The sequence below is a fragment of the Acinetobacter vivianii genome (assembly GCF_014635885.1).
Classification (GTDB): Bacteria; Pseudomonadota; Gammaproteobacteria; order Pseudomonadales; family Moraxellaceae; genus Acinetobacter; species Acinetobacter vivianii.
Genome location: NZ_BMDR01000002.1, coordinates 102792 through 118500 on the forward strand (window position 1 = coordinate 102792; position 15709 = coordinate 118500).

The 15709-nt window shown below is 40.8% G+C and carries 19 protein-coding genes; all 19 read right to left on the minus strand.

Going from position 1 to position 15709, the window contains the following annotated elements; all coding sequences use genetic code 11:
* Window positions 1-4: 4 nt before the first annotated feature.
* Window positions 5-505: a phage baseplate assembly protein domain-containing protein gene (locus IEV36_RS04235; RefSeq protein WP_005259532.1), complete on the minus strand. Its 501-nt coding sequence runs from the start codon at window positions 503-505 to the stop codon at window positions 5-7.
* Window positions 502-1602 carry a phage baseplate assembly protein gene (locus tag IEV36_RS04240; protein WP_005259531.1) on the minus strand — a complete coding sequence of 367 codons (1101 nt, stop codon included), beginning with the start codon at window positions 1600-1602 and terminating at the stop codon, window positions 502-504. The genes IEV36_RS04235 and IEV36_RS04240 overlap by 4 nt, the downstream gene beginning before the upstream one ends.
* Window positions 1592-2779 carry a DNA circularization protein gene (locus IEV36_RS04245; protein WP_005259529.1) on the minus strand — a complete coding sequence of 396 codons (1188 nt, stop codon included), beginning with the start codon at window positions 2777-2779 and terminating at the stop codon, window positions 1592-1594. Before IEV36_RS04245 ends, IEV36_RS04240 begins: the two co-directional genes overlap by 11 nt.
* 75 nt (window positions 2780-2854) lie before the next feature.
* On the minus strand, window positions 2855-3079 hold the full coding sequence (locus IEV36_RS04250) for a hypothetical protein (protein ID WP_005259527.1): 225 nt from the start codon (window positions 3077-3079) through the stop codon (window positions 2855-2857).
* 16 nt (window positions 3080-3095) lie between these two features.
* Entirely contained in the window at window positions 3096-5036 is a 1941-nt protein-coding gene (locus tag IEV36_RS04255; protein WP_188393542.1) for a phage tail tape measure protein, read from the minus strand.
* A gap of 188 nt (window positions 5037-5224) precedes the next feature.
* Complete coding sequence (locus IEV36_RS04260; protein WP_005259523.1) at window positions 5225-5419, minus strand: hypothetical protein; 195 nt, start codon at window positions 5417-5419, stop codon at window positions 5225-5227.
* 32 nt (window positions 5420-5451) lie between these two features.
* Window positions 5452-5769: a hypothetical protein gene (locus IEV36_RS04265; protein ID WP_005259521.1), complete on the minus strand. Its 318-nt coding sequence runs from the start codon at window positions 5767-5769 to the stop codon at window positions 5452-5454.
* Window positions 5770-5776: 7 nt separating this feature from the next.
* Window positions 5777-6154 (minus strand): hypothetical protein, encoded by a 378-nt coding sequence (locus tag IEV36_RS04270; protein WP_005259519.1) that lies wholly within the window; start codon window positions 6152-6154, stop codon window positions 5777-5779.
* A gap of 117 nt (window positions 6155-6271) precedes the next feature.
* Window positions 6272-7084 carry a phage tail sheath C-terminal domain-containing protein gene (locus tag IEV36_RS04275; protein WP_005259517.1) on the minus strand — a complete coding sequence of 271 codons (813 nt, stop codon included), beginning with the start codon at window positions 7082-7084 and terminating at the stop codon, window positions 6272-6274.
* A gap of 12 nt (window positions 7085-7096) precedes the next feature.
* Window positions 7097-8140, minus strand: a complete 1044-nt coding sequence (locus IEV36_RS04280; RefSeq protein WP_155757693.1) for a hypothetical protein — start codon at window positions 8138-8140, stop codon at window positions 7097-7099.
* Window positions 8141-8178: 38 nt separating this feature from the next.
* Window positions 8179-8514, minus strand: a complete 336-nt coding sequence (locus IEV36_RS04285) for a hypothetical protein (protein WP_005259513.1) — start codon at window positions 8512-8514, stop codon at window positions 8179-8181.
* 3 nt (window positions 8515-8517) lie between these two features.
* Window positions 8518-9099, minus strand: coding sequence for a phage protein Gp37 (locus tag IEV36_RS04290; RefSeq protein WP_050560028.1), 582 nt, complete (start codon window positions 9097-9099; stop codon window positions 8518-8520).
* A gap of 35 nt (window positions 9100-9134) precedes the next feature.
* Entirely contained in the window at window positions 9135-9563 is a 429-nt protein-coding gene (locus IEV36_RS04295; protein WP_005259510.1) for a gp436 family protein, read from the minus strand.
* Window positions 9564-9580: 17 nt separating this feature from the next.
* Window positions 9581-10507: a Mu-like prophage major head subunit gpT family protein gene (locus tag IEV36_RS04300; RefSeq protein ID WP_005259508.1), complete on the minus strand. Its 927-nt coding sequence runs from the start codon at window positions 10505-10507 to the stop codon at window positions 9581-9583.
* A complete protein-coding gene (locus IEV36_RS04305; RefSeq protein ID WP_005259507.1) occupies window positions 10507-10923 on the minus strand; it encodes a hypothetical protein in 417 nt (138 codons plus the stop codon). The genes IEV36_RS04300 and IEV36_RS04305 overlap by 1 nt, the downstream gene beginning before the upstream one ends.
* A 2-nt stretch (window positions 10924-10925) precedes the next feature.
* Complete coding sequence (locus IEV36_RS04310) at window positions 10926-12002, minus strand: phage protease (protein WP_005259505.1); 1077 nt, start codon at window positions 12000-12002, stop codon at window positions 10926-10928.
* 212 nt (window positions 12003-12214) lie between these two features.
* The gene (locus IEV36_RS04315) at window positions 12215-12688 is read right to left on the minus strand and encodes a phage virion morphogenesis protein (protein WP_005259503.1); all 474 of its coding nucleotides are present in this window, start codon (window positions 12686-12688) and stop codon (window positions 12215-12217) included.
* Window positions 12689-12789: 101 nt separating this feature from the next.
* A complete protein-coding gene (locus IEV36_RS04320) occupies window positions 12790-14118 on the minus strand; it encodes a phage head morphogenesis protein (RefSeq protein ID WP_005259501.1) in 1329 nt (442 codons plus the stop codon).
* Entirely contained in the window at window positions 14118-15692 is a 1575-nt protein-coding gene (locus tag IEV36_RS04325) for a DUF935 domain-containing protein (protein ID WP_005259498.1), read from the minus strand. The genes IEV36_RS04320 and IEV36_RS04325 overlap by 1 nt, the downstream gene beginning before the upstream one ends.
* Window positions 15693-15709 lie beyond the last annotated feature (17 nt).

Sequence of the window (15709 nt, forward strand, 5' to 3'; positions counted from 1 at the left end):
TTTATTACTCCATTAATTTAGAAGGTAGAGGACTGTTGCCATGTAGGTGGATGTTATAAGTGACTCTCATCTGCTGCATTGAGCCTGTTTTGTCTGATACATCACCTTGTGATTGAATGCCTTTTTCAACGGTTAAACCGCCGCCGATGATTTCAACGTCACCTTTCATTTGTATGCCGTTTTTCCTGAGCAATACGTGATGTCCGAACTGGTCATAAACGCAAGTTTCTCCCTCTCCAACATTGACAACTACAGTGCCGCCAGCAGTGCCTATAACAATGGATTTAGAGGTCTTTCCCTGAAGAGGTATAACAACGACTTTTGCGCCATCAGGGATATAAGAGTTGAATCCAATCTGCTGAATTAACTCAATATCTTGGAGTACTTCGCCTTCGTGACCTTTAACCTGTAAAGTTTTAGAGCCGCCGCGAGCAATCAGTCCGTTTAGAGGTAAACGAATCTGTTTAATGGCTTTATGGACTTGAGATTTGATAGCGCTAATCATTCAGCAGTCTCCTCAGTTTTTTTCTTGTTTTTTTTCTTTTTTTTCGGTTGCGGCTCTTTGTAAATTAAAGGCTGTGCCCAATCGCCCTGGCGTTTTAAAGTCAGTCTTGTTGTTTTACCGTCAGTTCTGGAGAGATTAAAAGTACGTCCTAAAACAGCCCATTTTGCAGTGGCGTTAGAAAGAGCATTTGTTTCTACGTCTACGAACCAGCCCGTTTTCCAAGCCTTACCGTCAATAGTCCATCCGTCCACAAGTGCTGTGAGATTAAATGCTTCTAAATCGTTGTCTCTTTTTATTTTTTCTAAAGTAGCATCTGCCTCTGACTTGGTCTCAATATCATTTAGTGTGATGATCTTGAGTCTTTTATGAGTGTACTGCGTAGGTGAGGTTACCTTTGAAACGATGCTATTTGCATCAGCATCTTGCCCCATTAAATGAATGTCGGTAAAGACACCTGAAACATCATTGTCGTAATGAAGTTCTAATACATTATTAAAATTATCTAACGGCCACATTAAGCGTAAAGCTTCTTTGACTTGATAAGGTTTAGCAAAAGGATCACCAATATTTAATGTACCTACCTCATCAAGCCAAACATGCTGTCCCGTAACTTGGGCGGCTTTTGCAACAGCGTCCCAAATAGATTCGCCTGGCTCAACAGATACTTTATTTTTTAACCATTTGTCATTTTGAATTTTTATGTCATGAATTAATGAACTGAGGTCGCCAGCGAGAATATAACGGCTTAATAGTTCTTCTAAGGTTAGTTGCTTACCGTTGAATATAGGAACAGAGCAGTCGATAAGCTGGCCTGCTAGATCACGGCCAGAAATTGTTAGGCTGTAGCCATTACGAGTTATTGATTCAGAAACCTTGTCTGCAACAGACGTTAGAATAATTTCATCCCCATAAAGAAGCTGAATTGCGATCCCCCCGTGAATAGATTTCGGAAGGGCGTTAGGTTCTTTCCTAAATAGAGTTAAACTCCAGTCTTCAGCAGGCGTTTCAATCTGGCTATCTGTTGAGGCATTGTCCCAATCATTAATCTCATAACCGCCGATAAGAAGTCGGATTTCTTTTCCTGAGTTATCGTGCATAGACATTAAGCTCCATACCTGTTTGTAATAAGCAAGGAAGTTGCAAGTCAGGATTTAAGCGTTGTATTTCGTCAGCGCGTTCAAAATCACCGTACAGAAAATGCGCTAAAAAATGCATTGTGCAAGGCACACGGACAGTTGTTTTTATCAAGGGCGGGCGTACTTCGATTAATTCTTGAATCTGCAAATGCACTTGATCTGCAATATTTTTATAGATTTGAATTTGAGCGATTGATTCAAACTCTAAATCTGTTATCGACTGTTCTCTTTCAGCATTAATTGCCTGTTGTAGAACAGATCGGTTTTGTTGTCGGATAATATTTAGATCAATCGGTGTAAAGCTTAAATCGTCGTTATCAGCCATTTCTTTTTTCAAAGTTTCAATGGCTTGTTGGGTTACTCCAACAACACTAGCAACTCTAACAGCGCGCCATACGTGCTTTAATTCGGCAGGGGAATCATCACCTGTGAAAAGCTTCTCAAAACGTTGTATGCGCTTAAATAAATCCTTCCATTTTGTAATAGCTGAAATGCTGGTATCAAAAGTTACTAACCTAGTTACATCATCCACTAGGCCAGTAATTAATTCGGATGGAGATAAAAGGTTATTAACAGTCTTTTTTACTAAACCGACATATTGACGGGCAGTATTTATACCTTTCCTAATATTATTAACGACAGTAAAAAAGTTATTAGGATTCGTTCTTTTTAAATTATCTAATTCTTTTTCTAACGTCTTCAAAGGCGAATCTATAATTTTTTTAGAGTCTAATTTTGCTGTGGTTGAAACAGGTATAAACAAAGGACGGTCTTTGCTTTCAGCTTCCACAAAAGATAGCGACACACGACAAAAATTGATTTCATCCGCAACATGATTAACAGAATGATTATCAACGTAGACATTCTTTAAACCGTAGATAGGGTGGATCAGTTCACCAGGGCCAGTCGCTTTTATTGCGGCCAATAAAGCCTCAAGGAATACTTTATAATTATCCCCCTCAAAAATAGCGTCAATTTGAATACGATCAGGGTTATTTCCCATGTCTTCAATTTTTGCTTTATTAGTATAAGGGGCCTGTTTTATAGCAAGAGTTTTGGAACCAGAATCACTGGTTAAAGTACATGCAAACTTTACCCCTCTAAAACTTGCATCTTGCAGATCATCTTTCCAGCCCATAAAAAAACCTCACTGATAGTGAGGTTATTTTTTGTCAAAACTTGATCCAATTCATGTGGAAACACTTCCTTTAATTTAAGTCTTAGAAAGCTCTTTTTTCTTGGCATAAGTATCGACAAAACCCAAAACCATATTTACTACTGGATAGATTAAAGCGAAAACAATTACACAGGCAAAGAAATGATTAGTTGGAATAATATCCAACTGCTCCAAAAGTGGTTTACTTAAATTAGCTGCATATTCTTTATTAATAAAGCAGTACCAGCTCCAAGTAATAACCATTGTTAACCATATCCGCATAACGTCCCCTTTAAAATTATCCTAATTTATATGGTATTGCACCGTGCCTTTTTTCTTCGGTCACTGCACTATTTGATAATGATTGCATTGATAAACCAGGGAAACTAGCCGCAGGTCTATTATTTGTCGCGCTGATCAAAGTATCTAGTTTGCGTGATAATACATCGGTTTGATTCTTAATTGCATCAACTTGATTTTCATTTGAGCTGGTTATTGTCTCAGTAATTTTTCCACCTGCTTGATCACCGATCCACCAGCCCCCGATACCTCCGCCAATCCCTCCGAGTAATGCGCCTAAAGCTGTACCGACACCAGGGAAAATAGCTGTGCCGAGTGCAGCGCCACCTTGACCGCCCGCCCAAGCGCCTGCTAACGCGCCAGCAGTACCGCCCGCCGCTTTACCATATCTAACGTCTTTTTGTTTCTGAGTAAGATTAGGGTCTTTATAAGCGTCGTATGCATCGTAAGCGCCTACACCCACCGTCAAAGGCGTCGCTACACGGCCAGCAATTTTCGCAGCCGTTTTTAGGCCCGCCATTTCAGGAACAACTTTAGCAGTGTTTGGGACACGCTCATTGATGCCAAGAGCTGTTTTCTGCACTACTGTGTCAGGCATATTCTTATAAATTGAACCAGCTTTAATATCATCCATCATTTGAGGAATAGTATTTTTAAACTGTAAATAAGAATAGTATCCACCGACACCAGCCGTCGCAGTTAGCAGGCCAGTCGTGATCGGATTGTTTGAAAAGAATTGTGCGCCCTTAGCTGCTGTTTGAGTAACGTCCTGTCCAGCGTCCCCAAGCTTTAATTGTTCAGTTGTGATTTGAGCCTTTTTAACCTTCCCGAAATTAGTGTCCTGCATTTCTTTAAGGTCAATCCCGATCTGATCATTTTTAGCGGCTAAGTCACCTTTCTTCATTGCCGCTCTAATCTCGTCAGAATATTGCATCATCGCGCGCCAAAACTTTTGTGTCTCTTGGTCTGCGAATCCCGCTTTTGCAAGCTTAAAAGGGTTTGTTAATCCTTTCTTTTTCATAGCCTCAGTTAAATCAAGGAGGCCCTGCGTACCATCTTCACCGTAGAATTGACCATTAGGCATATATTTCGGCACATCAATACCGTATTTCGCCAAGCCTTTTACATAGTGTGGTGTCGTGATATGGCCTAAACCTTGTTCGATAAAAGTCTTAACTTTACCTGGCTCGTTTACTGACGCATTATTCATTAAGACTTGTGTCAATGCACCAGTAAAGTTAATACCGCCTTTTCCTTTTACACCGACATTACTCATTGCTGCCAGCATCTCAGGGGCAAATTGGGCAAAACTTGGAGCCTCAAAACGTCCTGCATTACCATGATAATAAAGCATGTTATTCACGGCTGGGATTTCTGAGTTAGGAACTTTCATTTTTGTCCGTAAATCGAAATCCATATTTGCGATCTGTTCTGGACTTGCCCTAAATACAGTCGCGGCACGTGCTGCCTCAATAGTATTGCCTTTAATATCCGAGTATTTATCACCAGCTCTGGCAAATGACTTTGCACCCATCAGAATGTCCTGCGGGCTTTGTAACGTAGTAGGGGCCGCAGAAATAGCCAGCTTTCTAATTTCTTCAACTTGGGCTTTTGACATGCCCGCGTTCTGCTTCATCTCAACTAAATCACGCTCAAAGTCTAGGTTCGAGGTAACAGTTGATTTAAGGGCATTAATGGCCTGCATAGTGCCGTATATACTCAGAACAGCAGTAGCGGTTTCTTTCCAGGTATTTGAAGTCCTTGTGGCATGTACGGATGTTCCTTCAGAAGCTTTTTCTACCCGTCGCATAAATACAGCCATTTGTTCAGCGTTAGATTTTTGCTGTGCCAACAGTTTGGCTTGAATGGATGCCTGCTTAGTCTGCTGCTCTAAAACTTGCTCTACGGTTCTGTGAGTCCTTAATAGTTGATCACTCACCTTTACTGTATTAAGGGTAACTTGTGTACCAGTTCTTGCCGTATTAACAAATCTAGCCTGAGCAGAGCCAATTTGCATCCACTGAGCATTAATATTATTTGCGGCTCTAACTTGTTCATCAGAGATTTTTTTTAATTCTTGTCCGCCATTGCCTTTCAACTGCAAAGTGAGTGAAACGTTATAATTACTCATTCTTCACCGCCTTCTTTGGGTAGTCTTGCTTCTGAACTATAATGCTTTTGAAATGCTTCATATTCCGCACTAGGGTCTTCACGGGTATTGTCTTGCCGCCCGCTATTGAGCATATTTTGTAGATTCATTCGTTCTGATAAAAAAGCCAATGCATGAAGCATTGGCATTTTTTGAGCAGTTAGAATATCCATACCGCAACTTTGTAATAAGTTAATAGTATTAATTACGTCTCTATACTCTCGGCTTTCAGCTTTGCAAGTAGCTCGCCTTCCATGCTTTCCAGTTGATTGAGAACTGTACTGGAGGCGTTGGCGATAACCTCGTAAGGAATATTATGTTTATTCCCATCCGCATCAATCAATTTAGTTTTCGCAGAAAGATCAATTAAATGTAAAAATTGCCCGCCAACTGAAGCCGAACGCGCTTTTAAAAGGTCTGTCGCATTAATGTCAATAAGCTCAACTTTATTAGAGCTTAAAGGTTTACCTTCTACTAAAATAGTTAGGGCCACAGGTAAAAAATCAGTTACGCCTAATTGCATATTAACCTCAGAATGTTTCATCTAAATAGTCTAAACAGAACATGTTTAAATCACGTCTTGTTTCACCATTAACGTTATAACTATCCGATACATCGACTGTAGAACAATCAATGTAAGTCTCTCGGAAACCGCCATCAGGTGATTCGACAGAGATACGGGCATCTTCAATGTTCTGCCAATCTACGGTGTCCTTTCCTACAGGGATCACAACAGAAACACGCAACTGGTAGGTTTGTATTCCTGAAGCGGTATGCTGAATTTTTCCCGTGCGGTTCATTGTTGGTACAGGTTTTTTACCTGTAGCCTTAGTCGATCCGAAGTCTGAACAAGCATAATCTTCGCCATCGACACTCATCACAATTAAACCAACAGCCTTCTTAGCCATTTTTTTAACCTCTAGTATTGATAGGACTATTTTTCTTGAATAGGTCAGTTAATACAGGTGGAAATACTTCCATAAAAAAAGACTGCCTAAGCAGTCCTTTTTGATAACTCTAACGAGTTAATAAATATTTAAAGTTGTACCAATAACGTGCATACCTCGCACCCAATCAGTAGGAATCGAAACATTGGCTCGGTAACGATCATTAGGGTCTTCAGTTACCGTAAGTTGGTCTGCATTTGCTCTAACATTTTGTAATATTTCAGCATCTTCCAACTGAATTAAACGCTTTAGAACAATTGAGCGTACATTTCGACGCTGGGCAGCCGTATTTTTACGTCGGCGCTCTTTTGAAAGGTCAGTACGAATTACTTTGCGTGTATAGTCGACAATTAAAGCTCCATTAATATCAAGCATTAAATCATCTTCAATTCCAGTATCAGGATTAACACGATAAGTTGAAATGGCTCGCAAGATTTCAGGTACACCATCTGCGCCAGTATCAATCATACAAATGCCATTGTTTAAAGCTGCTTCAATACGCTCAAAAGTAAGTCGATATTGATCCTCAACAGCGGGAATGCCGCCTAGATTAACGCCATTAAAAGGGACAGCAGGATCATTCGAATCTGCTAATGCCGCTGCCATTGCCGCTGCCAGTTCTGGTTCATAACCATACGCCCCATGATAGCAAACACAAAGCACGCGATATGATGTTTCAACATCAACTTGAGCTGCATAATTTTCCGCTTCTTCTACATCAGAAAAGGGAATCACCAAAATAACAGGCTTTTGGTTAATTGGGTTTCCGACAGAATTAATATGGTCAATCCATGCACGGATAGTATTGTCTCCTACCTCATCATTAGGAGGGGAAGATAACGCAATGATAGTATGACCGAGTGGAGCAATTACTTCTTGAATGGTACTCATCTCTATTCCTTTTTATTTCCAATCTACAATCGCACAAGAATGGATTGTTACCGCTTGACCAAAAATGGTTTTAATCAGGTCGTGTTCTGCGCCTTCAGTTAATAAAAATTCAATCGTGTTTGATTGAGCCTGGATAAAATTCGGGTCAGTACGTGAACCGCCTTTGACTGGTTCACCATATTTAGCTCTAAAAGCTCTTGGCCCTGTATCGCTGGTTACTAAGTCACTAAAGAATCCGTAATAAGCGAGAATGTTTGTGAAGACTGTTTGCGAAGGCGCACCTCCAGCAGTTTCTTCAAGTGTGATTACGTTGCCTCCATTAACTCGATATGAATATGTATACTTCTTGCCGACTTCTGGAATCGTTAAAGCTGGAATTTCAAGTATTGTAGGTTCACAATTTAAAGATGAATCAACGATATATTCACGTTGAGCGCGGTTCCCGTTTATGGCGATTACATATTTAGCATCATCTTGAAAACTACTGGCGTCTGGTCGTGGCATCCAGCCGTTAGGATTGTTTAAATTTGCATACCAATGCGAACCATCTTCGCTAAGATAGATACCCTCATCGCGGCTATTAGTGGCTATAACTCCAGCAAAAATCCCGTCTAATGTGTATTTCTCAATTTTGAAATAAATATCGGCATTGAGAACAGGCGGTGAAAGAGTGCCAGAATAGATACCATCAGCAGGAAATAACCCATTATCATCAATTGTAAAATTAATGTTTGTTGATAAGCCTGGAGCCATACACGCGCCAACGTGTTTGTTTGCATTATCCAATTTAATTGCTGTCGGGTTGTCATAAAGAAAAACCAGCAAATCATCACTTCTTGATCTGACCTCAAAGCGATGAGGTATATTATCCAAGTTGATGATTTGTGAGACTCCCGAACCTACAGTGAAGCCTTCAGGCACTTCATAGGGATAATTTTCCTCCAATATTCTTGAAGCACTCCAGTCCAATGGTGGCGTATCAAATGGCAGCTCCACTCCGTCAACAATAGTTACTAGAGCGTCGGGGGCAGGCGATGTATTTTGTCTAACGGCCATTGCAAACTTGAAAGAATTAGTTGCGCCAGAACAGCTTATTACGACACCTGTAGTCGCTTTCCCAGGCATTGCACTCGCACAAGATTATTCGTCTTAATTGCGGCTGTAATCATGCGTGCTGCTTCACTTGGTGGAGCTTCAGGCCCATTACCAAAAATACGATCAGCTTGAGCCTTGTCATAAATATCTACAGGCATTAAATTACCGCCCCCCAATTGAGTGGGCATTACTTGATCAGGTTCAAGTAGTGGGGGCGACTGAATATCATTGGTAATAAATAACACTTTATGGTTATTTGCTGGTAAACCTGTTCGCTGGGTATTTGTATTTACTTCGAAATAATTCCCTGGCGTTTTAATTTGAGGAATTGTCATGGCTTATTTTTCCTTTAAATTCACGGTGTCTTGTTCGTCACTAATCCCGTCATTCGGCGCAAAGTAGTAATCGACATTAACAACACGCAATTCAGCTTCGGTTGCTTCTTCTTCGCGGTCACGATCTGAAGCAATGATTGTGTATTCAGTATGAAATTCTTGAGCAAGAACGCTGGCTGCTAATCCTTGAGTTTTTGCGTTAAAAATGGTTTTGGTTGGGCCAAGCTCAAAATGAGCAAGTCCTTCAATACCTTCACTTGATAGATCGTTACCAATAAGCAGTTTTTGAACATTCGCCAGCATTTGATAAGTGCCGATATTATCGGCGTCACCATGCCGTTGGGCTTCTTCATTTTTTGTGGAATGCGAGCCAACTAGAACAACAAAAGTGATTGGATATTCTGTCTGGTTAAAGCCAGTCTTTTTGGGTTTACCGCTGCCTTTAAACGTCACCCAAATAGCGGGAAATAATCTAACGACTTCCTCAAAGTCATCATTAAATTCACCGCCATAGCTAACTATCGCGCCTTCAGATAACCAGTCCCACTTGCCCGACTTAACTTGCTCGGCCATAAGGTCTTTCATTGCTTGTTCAATAACTGCAAGATCAAGTTCAGAACTCACCAGCTATTCCCTCCAAAATCGCGTCTACCCACATTGAGTACCACGCTATTTTTTGAGCTTGGTAATGGTTTACTTTCACCCGCTGGAGAACCGCCTAGACTTGTTAAACCTTTAGAAAGTTTTTCTAAATTTTTAACGCCTTTGTCATAACGCTTCTCAATTTCTTCGCTCATAACTGCGTTACCAATACAGGCGTGGTAACGCGCTAAGTCACAGCCAGTCATTTGAAGGGAAGGAGGAATGACTTTTAACGGTTGAGGGTAACGAGTCATATATCCGTCAATCTCACTATTTGCGGCATTAATCGCGCGCATAAGCTTGGGCATTACGATTGCTTGGGTATAAGGTCTTTCAGTGTCAGTAAGCCTGATTAGCTCTTTTTCACCGAACGTTTCAATCATTAATTCAAGAGTTACATAAGCCATTCCTAATCCCCTTACAATCAGGTAGTACCAGTTGATCCAACTGCTAACTGTGGCAAGCCGTAACCAGCCGCGCCGCGAGCTTCAACACCAAAAGCATATTCGCCACGATTAAACACGTCGTCAGACTCCAAGCTTGTTTTTGAAACAAGCTCAGGCTTTTTACGGTTTTGGAAAATGATCGGTTTAATCACTTTCTTGGTAGCCAATAAATGCCATTCGGTATCTGTTTCAAGGCCAGCATCGACCAGGACTTCGACTTTGCCCTTGTAGATGTTTTCTGTACCATCTGCGAATTTTGAAACAGTCATAAGGGCTGTAGCCGTTGTTTCTAACGTAGGCGGGACAACCAATAACGTAGGCTTAATTTTGAGGCTACGACCATTTTCATCTTTAAGGCCAGTCATCAACTCAACGGCAGCGCCAAAGCTTGCCTCTGCGTCGGCTAAACTTGCGTATGACAATTTTTTCGTTAATTTATTAGAAAAAGATTGTTTACCTTTTTCACCATAAGGGTGGTCGGTAGCGTAGAACGGTTTGCCGTCATAACATTTATTTTTAAAGCCAGTTGTTAAAGCTTCAAAAACCAAGTCTTGTGGAAACTGTTTTGCTTCTTCACCCATTGAGGCAAAAATTGTCGAGACACCTACTAATTCACCGTCATCAATTTCATGCTTATGAATCGCAACTGTAGATTCAAAGCTTCGGTTCTTGATTGTGTACCCGTGTCCTTCCAGACGTTTAATTGTCTTTTCACCGATCCATTCTTTCAGTTTTGGAAACTTGCCTAACCAGGCATAATTTTCTGCCGATCCAGTAGAAGGAACTTCAGTGGCAATCAATTGCCAAGTTGCTTCTGTCTCATTCAAAGACTTGTTAAAAGTAGATTTAATGCCCGTGAATAAATGAGCCAAAACCTGTTTTGCATTCTCTGCTGTAAATTTCATTAATGGATCTCCACCCAAACATTGTTATTTTCATCAAAACCCATAAAACGCCCAGCAACCGAACGAGTACCAGCGCCATCAGTTTTTGCGACGGTTTGGTTATCTTCGATATAGATTTGCGTTCCTAAAACAGCCTGAGTAACTGGGTCTGCGGCTGAGTTGGCAAAAAGGAATTGCTTATTGCGGCGAACAAGGCCAACGGCCTCACCATTTCCACCAGTATTCTCTGCATCAGCGTCCCAGACACCAACACATACTTGATCTAGTCCACCGACTGCGGAAGACGCTAACCCGTAACCTTCAGCATTGACGACAGCAAACGTACCCATAAGAACGACTGTAGATGCTGCCAGGGCGACTGGAATTAAAATTCCATCACGGTAATCGGTATTGATTGGCTCATTAGTAGCGGTCATGTTTAAGCTCCGTACTTGGCAACGTCTGCTTTACTAACGCCTAATGCACTTAAAACTTCTTCTTGCAATGGGTCAGACGAGTCCGTTGAAGGTGGGGTGGTTGGGCTGATTTTTGTTTGCTGCTGAGTTAAAGCAGCCATTTTGGGCAAGCCCTCAATATGGGCCTTTGCAAATTCTGGATTTTCAACAGCTTGTTTTTTAATCCAGTCAATTGTTTTAGTCCCTGTTAAGCGGCCATCTGAGCAAGCGGCCAGAATCAGATCATCGAGTTCTTTTGCTTGGGCTTTTTGTGCCACCTGGGTAACTTCATTTTTAGCCTCAAGATATACATCCATTGGCACAAACTTAGTCATGTCTATTGATTGGCTATTAGCGGCAACTTTAAGTTGGTCAATAGCGGCTACAGCGTCAAAAAGGTTTTGGCTATTAGCTGCAACAGCCACACCCGTTTTTTCAGTAATTTGTTGCTGAAGCTTTGACAACTCAGCTTTGATTTCTTCTGGAGTTGCGGCCAAAGGCAAATTAAGCATCCAGCGCAAATGTTCTAATAACTCATCCATTGTGGAATCCTGTAAATTTTGAGCAAAAAACTCCTGAGCTGCGGCAGCAATTTTTGCTTGCAGATTTTCAATTGCAGGAGTGTTTGTTAAAGCAAGATTAATGAGGGTGATGATTTCACCAGCACTGTTATATAAAAATACGGGTGATAGATATTTATATTCTTTGGCCTCGATATGAGCTTTTGCTTTTTCTAGCCAGTCAAATTTAGAGCTACATAATCCGACTCCTTCTTTATAAATAAATCCGCCAGCTAATAACCAGCCTGCGGCTGGGGCGGCCTCTCCATTATTTTTAGACTTTAAAGTGGCATGTTCATAATCAATTACAGTATCTATTTCACGCTGATTGAGAGCTGCCGCAATTAAATGGCCTCGTTCTGGAGTCAGAATCCAGTGAGGTGCATCATAAGGGCGTCCGTCAATTTCACTTCGAAAGATGCCTTCAGGGATTAAAACTAAGTAATCCTGAAAATCTGGTAATTCGAATGAACATGTCGCTGCAAGTAAAGTCTTATTCATAATTTGAAGTATGAAATTTCAGAGACTTCAGTATGGAAAAATGAGCTGATAAAAAAGACTGGAAAAGCTTCCTAATTTTTAGGTTTTAATTTTTAAGTTTTAAGGCGTTTTAAGAGGGGGGATTGGTGAAAAGCTATGATTCATTATCACAGCTCCCAAGTATCAAAAATAAAAGAATCTAACGGCTATCTAACGTATTTTTACGTGCACCTTCAGAATAACTTTCCGTAGAAATAACTTACATCATCAAAAATTGCTTCTTCCGCCTCTGGTTGTAGATCATTATTTTCATTCATTGGAAGGAATGGTCGGGCTGGAATATTCCCCCAGGGAATTGGGGCATTTCGCTTAGTTCTTCCGTATTGACCTTTTTTAGCGCCATATTGATGAGTAGGCGCTTTGGGGTCATTAGTACCAATCACAACACTATCTCTCGTTACGTTGGTGCTTACACTGCGGCGCAATGAACCCGATTGAAATAGTTTTTTACCTGGCTTTCTTCTTGCCAGTGTAACGGGCGATAAGCTGTGCCAGGCTGGACGTCCTTCAGAATCAAAATTATCCTCAACAATCGTTAAAAAGCTGTTTGCTATAGCGTGGCCCAATTCAGTTGGATCATCGAGCTTGTCAGCAGCAGCATTAAACATACGTGTTAATTCACTATTGTTGAAATTTACACTGTTCATAATTTATACTCATAGAAGAATGGTAGTTTCCTAATAGAAAGGTTGCGGTTCAGTTCATCACTGTTCAGCATTATGATGTGCAAGTCATCCGCCATTCTTTCCTATCTGATAACCTCATAAAATTTTGCTTTAAGTCCATCTTTGATCGCTTTTTTCTGAACTTTAAAAATACTAACAATCTCCATTACTCCATTTTTTGAACGTACTGAAAGTTTCAAAAACTCGTCTGAATACTCTGTTTGGTTCTCATTCAAAACAGGAAGCAGGAACAAGACACTTTCATTACTAACGTCCCACACCACTTGATCTGGTTTCTTTAAGTGCTGAGGTAACGTTAACCATTCTTGTATTGTTGGCGCATTACCAGCCGAACCATGTCTATTCGCTTTCTGGCCCACTAATAGGTGATCACTAATAATCATGATGGGACTTTCTACAGTCACATTTTTAGACTTTAAAAAATCCACTTCACTGCTTTTGATTACGCCCACTGTACTTGTTTGTTTCTGCGTTTTACCAAAGCTCAAGGCGTTATTAATAAAAGCTTCATGTCCCTTTAAGCGATTGGGAGCAGTGACGATTTCTTCAATCAAATTTAAGCCTTGCTCATTACCTAAATACTTGATTGCCCGATCAGATAAAACTTTATCTATTAGATGGCTAGTAGCTGGAGAACCGTTAAAGCCTGGCGCTGGGGAAAATGATAACTCTCCATCTTTTGTCGGTATATTAAATTGCGTCCGTTTTGCAACAATATCAGCGCCAGTATTGCGGTCTTTACCGATGATTTCCGTAACCTCTGATTGGTGGCCCTCAGAGCTTAAAATTTCCTTTCCTTCTACTTCACGAGCGGATCGGGCAGTAACACGACACTTACAGCCGAACTTACACGGTGGATAAGCTACACTCCAAAAAGGGTCATCGTATCTAAGTAATAGCCCATCTAAAGCCTTATGATCTAGTCTAGGGTTCTTAACAGATATATGTCTCCATTCCCAATATGGGCGGCGTTCAGCCCCCAAGATCATGGCTTTATATCTTCCAGCAGCAAATGCACTTTGCATATTGGTATCGTAAATAGTACGCAATCTTCTAACGCTACCTAGTTGAACTTCTTGTTCACGGCCTTCGGGGTTAATTACAGTTTTACGGCCCCACCATCCTTTTTCTTTTAATGTAGGCTCAAGCTGATCTTTCCATTTATCAAAACTTTGACCAGTTTCCAATGCCGTAATTAATGATTTTCGAATGTCTTGTAAAAGGTCTATTTTTGCAATCTTTGCAACTGTAAAAGCTCGACTATGGGCGTTATCTAAAGTCTCGTGCCAATCCCACCCAAGCTTAAAACCTTTCTTTTTCAAATAGTCGATAGCATCTGCTGGAGGCAAATTAAACAATGCGTTTAGTTCAGGTTTCTGAGGGGTGGGCATCAACTATCCTCCGCATCAATACTTAATCTGCCGAATATTTCAGCAGCAAAAATCAGCTTTGAAAGTCTTTCCTGGAGTGCTGGCTCATCTTCATTAGGGTAAGCATTTGCCAGTAGTTCTAAAGCTTCTTCAGGCGTTTCACCTTTTAAAAGATTTGCCATTAACCCGCTTAGCCATTTTTCTGCGACTTCCTGGCTTTGTTCTGATTGTTCATTAAGCAGACTAAGTAAAGCTTGTTCTTCTAACGGCAATTGTGGTTGATCCTTTACCACTGACGAGCCAGCAAATTGCATAAAAGGCTGATAACTATTTGCAGCCAAATTAACAGCAGGAGAGCGTTTTAGAATTTTTGTTTTTTCATTTTCTGGCTTTGGTATGCCTAATTTTTGATGTACCCAATCAATTGGAATTTCCAAATTAATATCAACAAGTTTAGGCAAGGCTTCCGCATAAACTAATAAATCTTCGTTTTGAGTAAGGTCAAAATAGAATTGTGGGTAACGATGAGGCGGTATGTCTGGATAATTGATCTGCATGATATAAGTGATGATTGAATCATTTATTGATCGCGCAAGTTGTAAAGCGTCAGACTCGGTTAATTCCCAACGAACTTCATTATGAATTTTCCCTAAAGCGTTTGTGCTGGACTTTCCATCAGCTTGGCTGGTAAGCGTACTTCCAAGAATCGCCTTTGACTGCGACAGCTCACACCATTTGATCATTGCCATGTGAGGGTCAGCCGTACCTTTGGCCGCTTCCTCAAAAGTGATGTCCATGCCCTGTGGAACAATCCCTCCAGCATTTCTACCAAGAGTCATGACCGCTCTTAGTAAAGTTGTCTTTTCTTCTTCAGTTGCTCCAACAGCATATTTACCTATTCGCATAGGCAGGCCGTAAATCTCTAGAAACTCCATTAAGTCTTTAACAGAATAATTCTTAAATAAGAAAGGCCAGGCTAAAATACGGTGCAGTCCTGTTCGAGCAAGATAGCCGTTGTTTGCCTGAGCCTTATGAACGAACCATCCAAAAGCCCAAAGTGTTTCAGCCCCGCCAGTTGTTGCAAGTTTTAATTCATTAGGATTATCGGCAGTTGTTGTGAACATTCGCGGGAGTTTAAATTCGAAAGATTTAGGCAGCCATATTCCGTCCTGATTCTCCCATGTTATTTCTTGAGCAGAATAGCCGTGTCCGATGGCATCTAAAGCAGAATGTAAAACTTGTTCAAAGCCTTCAAAATCATCAAAATAATCAGCTAGATTTGCTGCAATTTTTTCGTCTTCAGGGGTTGCATTTCTTCTAGTTCTTACGCCCCAATTTAAACAAGTAACCGCGCGTTTACGCTTTGAATATTCTGAATATAAGTGAGCATCCCGTTCAACCATGTCACAGAATAAATCAGCCTGAGCACTTAAATCACCGCTTTCGGCATTCGTTAATAACTGGTGTAGTTTTTGAGGTGTCAGCCCACGAACGGGGTGTTCCTGAAATTGAGTAGAAAACCAGCCTATATCAGAGGTTTGACGCGTTTCTAACGCTTCGTTAGAACTCGTTTTTTTCTTGTCTTTTTTTCCCATAACCTAAACCATTAAGC

What these genes read in the sequence shown, in the direction of transcription:
- IEV36_RS04235 (WP_005259532.1), bottom strand. Translation starts at nt 505, where the DNA reads ATGATTAGCGCTATCAAATCTCAAGTCCATAAAGCCATTAAACAGATT.
- IEV36_RS04240 (WP_005259531.1), bottom strand. Translation starts at nt 1,602, where the DNA reads ATGCACGATAACTCAGGAAAAGAAATCCGACTTCTTATCGGCGGTTAT.
- IEV36_RS04245 (WP_005259529.1), bottom strand. Translation starts at nt 2,779, where the DNA reads ATGGGCTGGAAAGATGATCTGCAAGATGCAAGTTTTAGAGGGGTAAAG.
- IEV36_RS04250 (WP_005259527.1), bottom strand. Translation starts at nt 3,079, where the DNA reads ATGCGGATATGGTTAACAATGGTTATTACTTGGAGCTGGTACTGCTTT.
- IEV36_RS04260 (WP_005259523.1), bottom strand. Translation starts at nt 5,419, where the DNA reads ATGGATATTCTAACTGCTCAAAAAATGCCAATGCTTCATGCATTGGCT.
- IEV36_RS04265 (WP_005259521.1), bottom strand. Translation starts at nt 5,769, where the DNA reads ATGCAATTAGGCGTAACTGATTTTTTACCTGTGGCCCTAACTATTTTA.
- IEV36_RS04270 (WP_005259519.1), bottom strand. Translation starts at nt 6,154, where the DNA reads ATGGCTAAGAAGGCTGTTGGTTTAATTGTGATGAGTGTCGATGGCGAA.
- IEV36_RS04275 (WP_005259517.1), bottom strand. Translation starts at nt 7,084, where the DNA reads ATGAGTACCATTCAAGAAGTAATTGCTCCACTCGGTCATACTATCATT.
- IEV36_RS04280 (WP_155757693.1), bottom strand. Translation starts at nt 8,140, where the DNA reads ATGGCCGTTAGACAAAATACATCGCCTGCCCCCGACGCTCTAGTAACT.
- IEV36_RS04285 (WP_005259513.1), bottom strand. Translation starts at nt 8,514, where the DNA reads ATGACAATTCCTCAAATTAAAACGCCAGGGAATTATTTCGAAGTAAAT.
- IEV36_RS04290 (WP_050560028.1), bottom strand. Translation starts at nt 9,099, where the DNA reads ATGAAAGACCTTATGGCCGAGCAAGTTAAGTCGGGCAAGTGGGACTGG.
- IEV36_RS04295 (WP_005259510.1), bottom strand. Translation starts at nt 9,563, where the DNA reads ATGGCTTATGTAACTCTTGAATTAATGATTGAAACGTTCGGTGAAAAA.
- IEV36_RS04300 (WP_005259508.1), bottom strand. Translation starts at nt 10,507, where the DNA reads ATGAAATTTACAGCAGAGAATGCAAAACAGGTTTTGGCTCATTTATTC.
- IEV36_RS04305 (WP_005259507.1), bottom strand. Translation starts at nt 10,923, where the DNA reads ATGACCGCTACTAATGAGCCAATCAATACCGATTACCGTGATGGAATT.
- IEV36_RS04310 (WP_005259505.1), bottom strand. Translation starts at nt 12,002, where the DNA reads ATGAATAAGACTTTACTTGCAGCGACATGTTCATTCGAATTACCAGAT.
- IEV36_RS04315 (WP_005259503.1), bottom strand. Translation starts at nt 12,688, where the DNA reads ATGAACAGTGTAAATTTCAACAATAGTGAATTAACACGTATGTTTAAT.
- IEV36_RS04320 (WP_005259501.1), bottom strand. Translation starts at nt 14,118, where the DNA reads ATGCCCACCCCTCAGAAACCTGAACTAAACGCATTGTTTAATTTGCCT.
- IEV36_RS04325 (WP_005259498.1), bottom strand. Translation starts at nt 15,692, where the DNA reads ATGGGAAAAAAAGACAAGAAAAAAACGAGTTCTAACGAAGCGTTAGAA.